This is a genomic window from Parapontixanthobacter aurantiacus (assembly GCF_009827635.1).
Lineage (GTDB): Bacteria > Pseudomonadota > Alphaproteobacteria > Sphingomonadales > Sphingomonadaceae > Parapontixanthobacter > Parapontixanthobacter aurantiacus.
Map to the genome: position 1 here is coordinate 1,494,436 of NZ_WTYW01000001.1, position 12,224 is coordinate 1,506,659.

Here is a 12,224-nt window from a genome sequence, read left to right on the forward strand (position 1 = left end):
CGTGGCGAAGGAGCGCGAAATGAGCGAAGACAATAAATTTCGTCATCCCACCCGGCGCGAAACGCTCATGACCTGGGCAGGTGCTGCAGCCTTCGCCGCGTCAGGCAAACTCGCAGCGCAAACTGCAGAAGGTCAACCGCTGATCGGCGATCCGTCTTTGCCTGAAATTCCGACGAACAGACTGGGTTGGGCTATCGTCGGCCTTGGAACTTTTGCCATCGGACAGGTGATACCGGGCTTTGCGACAGCCCGCCATTCACGAATAACGGCTTTTGTTTCCGGCAATCCCGAAAAGGCTCGCACCCTCGGTTCGCGCTACAATGTGGATCGCCTCTACAGCTACGACAATTTCGATACGATCGCCAACGATCCTGCAATCGACTGCGTCTACATCGTCCTCCCCGTCGGACTTCATGCGGAATATACGATCCGTGCGCTGAAGGCTGGCAAACACGTTCTGTGCGAAAAGCCGATGGCCTCCACTTCGCAGGAAGCGGAGGCAATGATCGCTGCCGCCAAAGCAGCGCAGCGCAAGCTAGGCGTTGCCTATCGGGTGAATTTCGAACCGAACAACGAGCATATCCTTGATAGGGTTCGTAGCGGTGTCTTGGGCAAGATGCGCTACATCTCTGCGGATCACGGTTTTTCCGCCAATCGAGATTTTCCTCCGCATGCTTGGCGGTTGGAGAAGGCGCTGGCCGGGGGCGGATCCTTGTGGGATATAGGCATATACGGCATTAATACCTCGCTCATGATGTTGCCTAGCGACCGGGTAATTTCGATTTCGGCCGCCTATGCCACACCAAAGGGCGACCCGCGCTTTACCGAAGTCGAGGGCGCAATCGATTACCGGCTGAGGATGGCGAGCGGTATCAACATCCAAGGGTCCTCGTCCTATTGCTACAGCCCCTATGTCTCGCGGCAGCGCTATTTTGGAAGCGATGCGAGCATCGAAATGCAACCGGCTACGACCTATTACGACAACGAGATCACACTAGAGGGCGGGGGCCAACCGCCACGAACATACAGCGTTGGGAACGCTTCGCAGCAATTCGCGGCACAGGTGGATGGGTTCTCGCGCGCGGCACGTGGCGAGGTCGAGCTTCGCACGCCCGGCGAAATGGGTCTTCGGGATCTGCTGATCATGGAAGCATGCTATGCCAGTGCCGACCTCGGCGGGTCAGTGGTTGAAACTGATATCGCGGTTTGATGTTCAAGTGATAAAGTTCAACGCACTGGGGCTAAGTCCATGCGCGGAACGAGCACTTGGATGACGATGAAAGCTATCAAATAGCCAAGCCCTGCATAGATCACGATGGGCGTATAGGAGCCAGTCAATTCTAAGGTCCAGCCGGTCGCCTGCGCGATCAAGATGCCACCGACAGCGCCCGCTGCCCCGCCCATGCCCGCAATCGTCGCCACCGCGCGTCTTGGATACATGTCCGCAATCATCGTAAATATGTTCGAGCTAAAAGCCTGGTGCGCCGCCGTGCCCAGCCCGATCAACAACACTGCCATCCACGGCTCGGGAACATTGGCGACCGTCACCAACGGAAGAGCGAATAGCGCTGCAATGAACAAGGTCGTCTTGCGGGCCCGATTGACGCTCCACCCGCGCCCCACAAGGTGAGACGAAAGCCAACCTCCAGCGATCGAACCAATATCAGCCAACAGATAAACGCCGATCAAGGCCGGACCTATCGTCGCGAGAATTCCGCTATCGCCCTTCGGAAACAGCTCCATGCCTTGTGTCTTTGAAAGGAAATCGGGCAGCCAAAAGAGGAAGAGGTACCAAACGGGATCGGTAAAGAATTTTCCGCAGATGAAAAACCAGGCCTGACGTTGGCGGATGGCATCCCGCCATGCGAGCGGTTCACCGGCGGGGTCCTCGCCATCTTGATCGATCCAGGCCCGCTCCTCCTCGGTCACCTGCATATGCTCGGCAGGCTGTCGGAAAAACCGGAGCCAAGCCCAGAGAACGAGAAAACCGAGCAGGCCAGTGACGAGGAAGGCGGCGCGCCAGCCGTAGACCCCGGCAATGCCGATGGCGATGATCGGGGTCAGCAACACACCGACATTCGCCCCGGCATTGAGAATACCGACGCCCAAGGCTCGCTCGCGCTTGGGAAACCATTCGGCTATCGATTTGACCGCGCCTGGATAAGCCGCACTCTCGGCAACGCCCAAAGCGATCCTGGCGAGGATGAATGCAAGGACGCTTCGGGCTGCTGCGTGAAAGGCTGCAGCGAGGCTCCAGAAGGCGATTGCAATCGCTATGCCCTTTCGAGTCCCGACCCTGTCGAGCCAGCGTCCGACGATCAGAAGGCCAATGCCGTAACTGGCTTGAAAGGCCGTGACGATGTTCCCGTAATCGACCTCGCTCCAGCCAAGATCGTCTTCGATTACCGGTTTCAGCACGCCAATAATCTGGCGATCGATATAATTTATCGTGATGACGAAGAACAGCAGCGCGCAGATTCCCCAACGATATCGTCCCAGCGGCTTGGAAATTGTTTCCGCCGTTGTTTCGCTCGCAGCCGTCGACGCGTTCATCCACGGCCTCCGGGACCGCTTCCGCCCTTTGCCATCGTCATCCCCCTTATTTATTGTTAGCGCTACCATATGCCGCGTCGTTCATTCCCGCAAGCATCTCACTCCTTTAGCGGTAATCATGAACTCGAACGGGACTTTCATCGGGGGCCGGGGGTTCGTTCACTCGGCGCGTTTCGCGATCCTGCCTGGCACGTGCTTGCAAGGCCATCCAGACCCCCACCCTCAATACCTCTACCCTCCGCATCTATAGCTTGCTTTGCCGAGCTTAGCCCCTTCCGAGAAAGCGTTCCGGGAAGGGTGTTCGCACGGTTTCGTCCACTCTCTCTTGCTCTCACTGTACGCCTGACGCATTGGTAGCGCTATCGGGAGGGGTGTGCCCATTATGAAGATCACAACTGCACGGGTTATCGTTTGTTCGCCGGGACGCAATTTCGTCACGCTCAAAATCGAGACCGATCAGGGCGTGTACGGTATCGGCGACGCTACGCTTAACGGGCGTGAACTGTCGGTCGTGACCTATCTCGAAGAACATGTGATCCCGTGCCTCATCGGACGCGATCCACAACGGATCGAGGACATCTGGCAATTCCTCTACCGCGGCAGTTACTGGCGGCGCGGTCCGGTTCAGATGAGCGCCGTAAGCGCAGTCGATACCGCGCTTTGGGATATTAAGGCCAAAATGGCCGGTATGCCCCTTTACCAATTGCTCGGCGGCAGAAGCCGGGAACGCGTTCTGGTCTATGGCCACGCCAACGGGGAAACACTGGAAGATACGGTCGAGGCGGTCGGCCACTATATCGACATGGGCTACAAGGCGATCCGCGCGCAGAGCGGAATTCCGGGGATCGAAAAGGCTTACGGCATCGCACGCGGAACGATGCACTACGAACCGGCAGACGCGGCGCTTCCTACCGAAACCGTCTGGGACACGTCCAAGTATCTCCGCTTCGCGCCGAAGCTGTTCGAAGCACTGCGGAAGGAGTTTGGCGACGAACCGGAACTGCTGCACGACGTGCATCACCGTCTGACCCCGAATGAGGCGGCCCAACTGGGCAAAGCGCTCGAGCCCTGTCGCCTGTTCTGGATGGAGGATCCGACGCCGGCGGAAAACCAGCAGGCTTTTCGCCTGATCCGGGAACGCACGACGACACCGATTGCTGTCGGCGAGATCTTTCACACGATATGGGACGCGAAGGAGCTGATCGAGAACCAGTTGGTCGATTACGTTCGCACCACGGTGCTGCGCGCTGGGGGCATCACACATCTACGCCGGATTGCCGACCTTGCCAGCCTCTACCAGGTGCGCACTGGCAGCCATGGCGCGACCGATCTCTCACCGGTGACGATGGGTGCGGCACTGCATTTCGACACCTGGGTGCCCAACTTCGGGATCCAGGAATATATGCGTCATTCCGATGAGACCGACGCCGTCTTTCCGCACGACTATCGGTTCGAGAAAGGCTTTCTTCTTTGTGGCGAAACGCCCGGCCACGGGGTGGATGTTGACGAGAAACTCGTTGCGCAATATCCTTATAAACCTGCCCAGCTTCCTGTCGCGCGCCTTGAGGACGGGACGATTTGGAACTGGTAAGTATTCTGAGAAAGGACTCGGCGCCCTTCAAAGAGCGAGTTCGAGAGCCTCTCCCCGATAGGTGATTTCGCGCTGCCCTTTTGCGGCGAAAACATCGCCTTCGTCAGCGCCCTCATGGACGATCACGGTCATGCGGCGCTCTGATGCCATTCCAGGAAATTTCCCTTCTCTCGCACCAAGAGTGAGCCTGCGAGCGGCATCGTCCCAAGTCATAGGCACGCGAGCCAATTCGCCTCGTGTATAGCCCATGTCGGTTCCCTCGTCCTCGTAAAGCGTGAAGCTGCCGTCGGCGCCGGCAAAGACATGAATCGTAAGTGGCCCCTGCGGGTTTTCTCCTGTCCACTGCACATCGGGCCCGGTCGGCACGATCGAACCCTCGCGCACGAACAAGGGCATTCGTTCACGCGGAGCATTCGCAACGAAGCTCTGACCGCCCGCAACTTTCGATCCGGTTAGTGCATCGTACCAATCGGCGCCGGCGGGAAGATAAACCTCCCGGCTTCGCGCTTCGAACACGCTGACCGGTGCTACGAGAAGCGATGGACCGAACAGATACTGGTCGTCGATTCCCCACACCTTGCGGTCCGCCTCGAAGTCCATGACGAGCGGCCGCATGATCGTGCCGTCCTGCAAATGCGTATCCGCTGCGACGGTGTAGATGTAGGGCATCAGACGGTAGCGGAGGCGATGGTAATGCAGCAGCCCCTCGCGCATTTCGGGGTCGCCGTCGCTTATGATGTAGGTCTCTCGCTGAGGGAACTCGCCATGGCTGCGGAAAAGCGGTGTGAAGGCGCCGAACTGGAACCAGCGCAGGTATAGCTCGCGCCATTCGGGGACATGCTCCGGGACCTGCTGGCTGAAGCGATTCTCGAGCGAAAAGCCGCCGATGTCGTGCGTCCAGTTGGGCACACCTGCGACACTGAGATTTAGGCCCGCACTGATCTGATCGCGCAGATCGTCCCAACGGGCCGCAACGTCTCCGGACCACAGTGCCGAAGAGGTGCGCTGGATGCCTCCGAACCCGCTACGGGTAAGGATGAAGGGTCGTTTGTCGGGCTGCGCTTCTCGCAAACCATCAAAAACGCCTTCCGCATGAACGAGCGGATAGGAATTGAAGATGGCCGCTCCCGGCGCCCCGGTAGTTGGCGAAGTCATTTGATACTTGCGCTCCTCGACCGAAAGATTGGAATGCCAGTCCGGTTCGGTCGCATCCATCCACCACGCATCGAAACCCAGCGGTGCGAGTGTATCAGCCATCTGACGCCAATAGATGTCTCGCGCTTCGGCGCTGTAAGGATCGTAGAAAGTGTTGGGATAGCCCTTGCCAACCCAGTCTAGCTGACCGGCATCCAGCGGCCGTTCGTAGAGATAACCTTTCTCTCGCAGCTCATTGCCGTTCTCTGTGGTCGGATAGAATTTCGGCCACACCGAAATCATGATCCGTCCGTCCAACTCATGAACCTTGTCGACCATCGCCGCGGGATCAGGAAAGCGCGCAGGATCGAAACAGTGACAGCCCCAGCTGTCCTCGGGCCAATAGAACCAGTCCTGCACGATGTTGTCGATCGGAATCTGCTGATCACGATACGCCTGCATGACGTCGAGCAATTCGCCCTGCGTGTTGTAGCGTTGGCGCGACTGCCAGAAACCGTAAGCCCAGCGCGGCATCATCGGTGCCTTGCCGGTAAGGCGGCGGTAACCGGCTATGCCCTCGTCCATGGTCGTTGCGGGCACGACGTAAAAATCGATCGCCTTGCCAGCCTCGCTGGCGAAGCTCACCGAATTGCGATCCTCGCTCGGTAGCGGGGGGCTGTGTTCGAGGGCAATGTAACCCTGGTTCGGCTCCCACTCGACCCGCAATTGCACGGTCTGACCCGGTTCAAATTCGAGTTCGAAATTGTGGTACCAGGGGTTCCAGTTCTGCCGCCATCTTTCGAAAACCAACTCATCATCGGCGAAAACCTTGACGTAAGAAGAAGAATAGAGGCGAAAGTTGTGCGTTCCTCCCTTGCGCATGGTGACACCGCCCGTCCAGACGACACGCTGTTCCTCTACTGCATTCCCCTGGGTATTCTGCCCGGACGTCGCGGCCTCGACCGCGGCCTTCGCTTCCACCGGCCAGCGCTCCTGATCGCGGAGATACTGATAGTCGATTGCCTCTTCCTTGCGCTCGACCACCAGCTTGTCGCCCAGATAGTATTGCGCGAGCCATCCAGCTTCAAAACCGTGATTGTCGCGTCCACGCTCGGACCAGAAAATCACGTCCGGTTTGAGCTTCTCGTAAGGCTCGGGGTTGCCGACCCGCGTGATCGACGCATTGTCCCACAGAAGGCCATAACCGCGTGTCGAGACCATATAGGGTACCGTGATCGCCATATTGTGCTGGGCGAGTTCAAGGTCCTCGCCATTGTAGTTCATCTGGCGGTTCTGGTGCTGGCCGAACCCGTAAAGCCCCTCGTCAGTGCCGCGGTTGAACTGGACCCGCGTTTCGAACCATTGCTGCCCTTCGAGCTCGACCGGCGTGATCCGGCGCGCCGCCGCATATTCGTCGAGAAGGACCTCGCCGCTTTCGTCGAAAACGGTGAGACGCCCATCTTTCAGTGCGACCGCGACCGACCCTTCGGAACCGCGAAGATAGGCAGTCCCGTCAGCTTGGGAGAAATATGGCGCTCCGTCCGGCTCGGCGACGACCATCGTCGTAGGTCGCCCTGCCGGCAGTTCCTCGGCAATGGTGACCCGAAAGGTCCCATCGGCATAGGCCAGCACCCGCACCTGCTCGTCCGCATCGGTGGTAACGATCATGCCGTGCGGGATTTGCTCGGCTTCGCCTGCTACCGCCGGGCTGCACAAAATTAGCGAAGACGTGACGACGGCCAAACATCTCAACGGCCTTCTCCCGAAACCGAGACAGCGGTCGCGATTGCTGCCGGAGCGATGCTTCCCTGTGCGTTCCCTCTTATCTCGAACTCGACGCGCTGACGGATATCATCTGAGGCGCTACCGACCATCAGTTCGATCTTTCCGGGCTCGATCTGCCAATTGCCAGCGCGGCTCCAGAAGGCGAACTGATCAGACTTCAAAGTAAAGGTCACCTCCCGGCGTTCCCCGGGCGCTAGGTCAATGCGGGCAAACCCCCGCAATTGCTGAACCGGGCGGGACACACTGGCGACCGGATCGCGCATGTATATTTGAACGACCTCATCGCCAGCAACCGGCCCTGAATTGGTCACCGGGACCGTGACCGAAATCGAACCGTTTGAAGCGTCTATGGCTGGCGCTGATAGTCTTAGTTCGCCGTAGTCAAAGTTCGTGTAAGTGAGCCCATGTCCGAATGCGTAGAGCGGCGTAATCGGCAGATCCATGTAACGTGTCGTGTCCTTCGTGAGATCGGGATCGGCAGGACGACCGCTGGGCAAGTGGTCGTAATTGACCGGGACCTGTCCTGTCGAGCGCGGAAAGCTCACTGGAAGCTTACCGCCTGGATTATTGCCGCCGAACAAAGTGTCTACGATTGCCGGACCTGCCTCGATGCCCAGCAGCCAGGCGGCCAGCACAGCGTCGGCTTCTTCGGCGATTTCGGGAATGGCAAGTGGCCGACCACCCATCAGCACCACCACCAGCGGCTTCCCCGTTGCTTTGAGGGACCTAAAAAGTTCGAGTTGTGCACCGGGCAACTCCAGCGAAGAGCGACTGCGCGCTTCGCCCGACCAATCGTAGTCTTCGCCAACCGCAAGTACGATCATGTCTGAATTCTCTGCCGCGCGAACTGCCTCGGCTATGCCGCTGGTATCATCGGACCGGCTATCCGAACCCGCCGCATAGACTACATCGGGATGCTCTGCCTCCAACGCTGCGCGCAACGTCACGACATCGCTCGCTTCGCCTCGTGCACGCCACGAACCCAACTGAGATAGCGCGTCATTGGCCAAAGCGCCCACCAACGCGATCCGGCCCGCCTCTTTTGCAAGCGGCAGGGTGCCAGCATCGTTCTTCAAAAGGACAAGGGATCGCTGTGCGATCTGCCGGGCTGCCTCGCGGTGTTCCGGCGCAAGCATGACCGCTGCTTCGCGTGATGAATCGTGGTACTTGTAAGGATCGTCGAACAAGCCGAGATCGCGCTTTACCTTGAGGATACGCCGGACCGCATCATCGAGCAGCGCGACAAGCGATGGATCTGCTTCAATCGCAGCAGTCAGATCGTCAGCATAGACGTCGGCTACCATGTCCATATCTACGCTCGCGCGTAGTGCGAGAGCCGCCGCCTCGGAGCGATCAGCTGCGACGCCATGCGCCAGCAACTCTTCCACCGCCCGCCAATCGGAAAGGAGCAGTCCGTCCCAGCCCCATTCGTCTCGCAACATCGATCGCAGCAATTCCGCGTTCCCCGTAGTCGGCACGCCGTCGACCGCATTGAAAGCCGTCATGTAGCTCGCAGTCCCGGCGTTCGCAGCCGCGCGAAACGGCGCCAAATAGGTTTCGCGCATTGAACGCTCGCCAACCTCCGCCCCGGCGTAATCGCGACCGCCTTCGGCTGCCCCGTAGGCACCGAAATGCTTCGTCCCGGCCATCACCGTATCGGACGCCGACAGATCACTCCCTTGAAAGCCGAGAACCTGGGCTTCGGCCATTCTGCTTCCCAGATACGCATCTTCGCCCGCCCCCTCGACAATTCGTCCCCAGCGCGGATCACGAGCAACGTCCACCATAGGCGCAAAGGTCCAGTGGAGGCCGGCAGCACTTGCCTCTCGTGCGGCAATTTCTGCATGGAGACGGGCAGCCTCGGGATCCCAACTGGCTGCCATGGCGAGTGGCACGGGAAAGATCGTTCGATAGCCGTGCACCACATCCATCGAGAACAATAGCGGAATGCCCAGCCGGCTTTCTTCCACTGCGACGCGCTGGAGTTCGCGCAACGGCGCGGCACCGGCGACGTGAAGGTAGGAGCCGACTTCGCCCCTTCGAACCCTATCCAGTTCGTCGGGTCCAAGCCGAGAATTGAGTGCCTTGGATCGACCGCCCATGCGCTGCACCAATTGCCCGATCTTTTCAGCGCGAGTCATGCGCTGGACCAATGCGTCAATATCGATTTCATGGTTGGAAACCGATTGAATTTCCCTGTCCGCGGCTTCCTGAGCCGATGCCCCGACCGGAAGCGCAATCGCACCCATCCCCAATCCTAGTGTTATCGCTATCATTTTTGTCGAGACCACGATCCTGGCTCCTCCTCCACCCAAAAATCCGCTTCGAACGCGGCTTTACCGAAGGTGCTAGCCCAGTCAGAGCGTAGAGCGCAAGGCTTGGCAATTGACTCACCAAGGGGCATTCAATACCGTAATGATAGCGCTCACAGTTGATGCGACTTAAACAACGGGGTTGTAAAAAAATCCCGATACGGGAGGGAATATGAAACGCTGGTCCAATCGCCCTTGGCTATGTCTTGGTGCGAGTGCCACTCTCGCCGGCTGCGCAATGGCCAACGCTCCCCCGCAAACAGCGCAATCGGCTGGGGAAACGGAACGCGAAGGTGCTCTTGGTGTTGCCCGTCCTGAGATCTGGCCTGCTTACGAATATCCCGTACCTCAGCAGCCTGACGATGAAGCCCGAATTGCCGACCTGCTGGCCCGCATGACGCTGGAAGAAAAGATCGGACAGCTGGTCCAGGCCGACCTATGCTGCGTTACTCCCGAAGACGTAAAGAACTACAATCTCGGCTCAATCTTGGTCGGCGGCAATAGCGGTCCCAACGGAAACGATCTCTCCCCTGCCCCGGACTGGCTGGAGGCAGCCGACGAATTCTACGAAGCGTCGGTCGACAAGGCCGACGGTGGAGTAGGCATTCCCATCGTGTGGGGGACCGATGCGGTTCATGGCCATTCGAATATAATCGGCGCGACGATCTTTCCTCATAACATTGGCCTCGGCGCCGCGCGCGATGTCGATCTTATCGAAAAAATCGGGGCGGTGACTGCCAAGGAAATCCGGGTAACTGGTCAGGAATGGACCTTCGCCCCGACTGTTGCCGTCCCGCAGGATTTCCGCTGGGGTCGCGCCTATGAAGGCTATTCGTCGAACCCCGAACTCGTCGCGTCCTATGTCGGCGCGATGGTGCGCGGTCTGCAGGGCCCGCCCAGCAATGACGACCTTCTCTCAGGACCTTATGTCATCGCTTCGACCAAACACTTTCTGGCCGATGGCGGGACTGACAACGGCATCGATCAGGGCGACAGCTCGATTAGCGAAGAAGAACTGCGCGACATCCACGGCTTGCCCTATGGTCCGGCAATCGCCGAGGGCGTGTCCACCGTGATGGTCAGCTTCTCAAGCTGGCAGGGCAAGAAAATGACGGGCAACAAATCGCTCGTAACCGGTGTGCTCAAGGACCGGATGGATTTCGGTGGTTTTGTTGTCTCTGACTGGAATGCGCATGGTCAGGTTGCAGGCTGCACCAACGAAAGCTGCCCGCAGGCTTTGATGGCCGGGATCGACATGTACATGGCTCCCGATACGTGGAAACCGATCTACGAGGATCTGCTTTCGCGGGCCAAAGCCGGCACCATTCCCATGGAGCGGATCGATGATGCGGTAACCCAAATTTTGCGCGTTAAGGGTCGTCTCGGTCTATTCGAGGCAGGCAAACCTTCCGATCGCCCCTATTCCGGCGAATACGAACTTCTCGGCGCGCCAGAGCATCGTGCAGTGGCGCGCGAGGCGGTTCGCAAGTCGCTCGTGCTGCTGAAGAACGACGGCATTCTTCCGCTCGCACCGGGTGGGCGCCTTCTTGTTGCAGGACAAGGTGCTGACGATATCGCTCGCCAGTCGGGCGGCTGGACGCTCACTTGGCAGGGCACCGGCGTGGACAACAGTCACTTTCCTGGTGCGACTTCGATCTTCGATGGTCTGGCGCAAGCGGTGAGATCTTCAGGCGGTAGCGCCGAGCTTTCGCCCGATGGAAGTTTCTCAACACGACCTGACGCCGCTGTCGTCGTCTTCGGAGAGACGCCTTACGCCGAGTTTCAAGGCGACCGCGCCGCCCTCGTTCTCGACCCCGAATTGACGTCGCCTTTCCAAACCATCGAGCGTTTGAAAGCGCAGGACATTCCGGTCGTCGCAGTCATGATTACGGGGCGACCACTCTACGCCAATCCGGCTCTCAACTCTGCCGATGCTTTCGTGGTTGCCTGGCTGCCGGGCAGCGAGGGCGGCGGGATCGCCGACGTGCTCGTAGGCGACGCGGCAGGCAAACCCCGCTTCGACTTCACCGGGAAACTCCCGGCGGCGTGGCCGATGGCAATGCAAATGAGCGAGGGCACGCTGTACGATTATGGCTACGGCTTGTCCTACACATCTCCCACGACGCAATGGTCGGAGCTGCCAGAAGTCGATGCAAGCGCGCTCGCAGGGGACAGTCGCCTCTGGTTCAACGCGGGCTCGCCTGCTGCTCGATGGTCGCTGCTGGTAAGTGGTCAGACGCCGGGTGATCAAACTCGGATCACGACTGTCCCCGCCGAAGCGCTTGGCGGACGGGCGAGCGTTACCGCCGAGAATTACCTCGTGCAGGAAGGTGCGCGACGCTTCGCGATCGACGGCGGTTTATCGAGCGTACAGTTGCGTAATTTTGAACCTGTAAACATTGATCGTGAAACCAATGCGGACATACTTTTGCTCGTCACTATGAAGGTCTGGGATGCTCCCGACAGCGCCCGCCTCGGAGCGATCGGACCCGACAATGAAGGTTTCACCAATTTTGAATTGGCGGAAACCGACGATTTCGTTCGCTACGGCATTCCGCTCAAGTGCCTCCGATCGAAGGGAGCGGATGTTACCTCGCTGACCCAACCCTTCGTACTGGAAACGGAGGGTGCTACCGATTTCGCGATTGGTGAGGTTCGGTTGGGGACCGACGCGGAGGTAACCCTGCCCTGTGATTGAACGAGGGCGACGCGTGGCAAGTCAAGGAAACTCTATGTTCCAGGCTGAGGGTATTTGAAGCTCCGGATGGTCGATGCCTGCGACGTATGTCTGCGCCAGATTGGCCAGACATCGAGTATTAGGAAGCCAGGTTGGACATTCGAGTGTCATC

The 12,224-nt window shown here is 59.0% G+C and carries 6 protein-coding genes; 3 read left to right on the top strand and 3 right to left on the bottom strand.

Annotation, left to right across the window (positions count from 1 at the left end; genetic code table 11):
* Nucleotides 1-19: 19 nt before the first annotated feature.
* Nucleotides 20-1,210, top strand: coding sequence for a Gfo/Idh/MocA family protein (locus GRI38_RS07280; RefSeq protein WP_202389851.1), 1,191 nt, complete (start codon nucleotides 20-22; stop codon nucleotides 1,208-1,210).
* Between the two features lie 17 nt (nucleotides 1,211-1,227).
* Here the strand turns inward: GRI38_RS07280 and GRI38_RS07285 are convergent, their stop codons facing one another.
* On the bottom strand, nucleotides 1,228-2,553 hold the full coding sequence (locus tag GRI38_RS07285) for an MFS transporter (RefSeq protein WP_160682189.1): 1,326 nt from the start codon (nucleotides 2,551-2,553) through the stop codon (nucleotides 1,228-1,230).
* 382 nt (nucleotides 2,554-2,935) lie between these two features.
* On the opposite strand from GRI38_RS07285, the gene manD reads away from it, so the two are divergent.
* The gene (manD, locus tag GRI38_RS07290) at nucleotides 2,936-4,144 is read left to right on the top strand and encodes a D-mannonate dehydratase ManD (RefSeq protein ID WP_160682190.1); all 1,209 of its coding nucleotides are present in this window, start codon (nucleotides 2,936-2,938) and stop codon (nucleotides 4,142-4,144) included.
* A gap of 27 nt (nucleotides 4,145-4,171) precedes the next feature.
* Here manD and GRI38_RS07295 read toward each other — a convergent pair whose 3' ends face one another.
* Nucleotides 4,172-6,946, bottom strand: coding sequence for a glycoside hydrolase family 31 protein (locus GRI38_RS07295; protein WP_160682191.1), 2,775 nt, complete (start codon nucleotides 6,944-6,946; stop codon nucleotides 4,172-4,174).
* Nucleotides 6,947-7,026: 80 nt separating this feature from the next.
* A complete protein-coding gene (locus GRI38_RS07300) occupies nucleotides 7,027-9,354 on the bottom strand; it encodes a glycoside hydrolase family 3 N-terminal domain-containing protein (RefSeq protein ID WP_337191253.1) in 2,328 nt (775 codons plus the stop codon).
* Nucleotides 9,355-9,547: 193 nt separating this feature from the next.
* Between GRI38_RS07300 and GRI38_RS07305 the strand changes: the two genes are divergently transcribed.
* A complete protein-coding gene (locus GRI38_RS07305) occupies nucleotides 9,548-12,073 on the top strand; it encodes a glycoside hydrolase family 3 protein (RefSeq protein ID WP_237487377.1) in 2,526 nt (841 codons plus the stop codon).
* Nucleotides 12,074-12,224: the final 151 nt, after the last annotated feature.

Excerpts from the sequence above, each read along its gene's own strand:
- GRI38_RS07295 (WP_160682191.1), bottom strand. The coding sequence starts at position 6,946 with ATGATCGTTACCACCGATGCGGACGAGCAGGTGCGGGTGCTGGCCTAT.
- GRI38_RS07285 (WP_160682189.1), bottom strand. The coding sequence starts at position 2,553 with ATGAACGCGTCGACGGCTGCGAGCGAAACAACGGCGGAAACAATTTCC.
- GRI38_RS07305 (WP_237487377.1), top strand. The coding sequence starts at position 9,548 with ATGAAACGCTGGTCCAATCGCCCTTGGCTATGTCTTGGTGCGAGTGCC.
- manD (WP_160682190.1), top strand. The coding sequence starts at position 2,936 with ATGAAGATCACAACTGCACGGGTTATCGTTTGTTCGCCGGGACGCAAT.
- GRI38_RS07280 (WP_202389851.1), top strand. The coding sequence starts at position 20 with ATGAGCGAAGACAATAAATTTCGTCATCCCACCCGGCGCGAAACGCTC.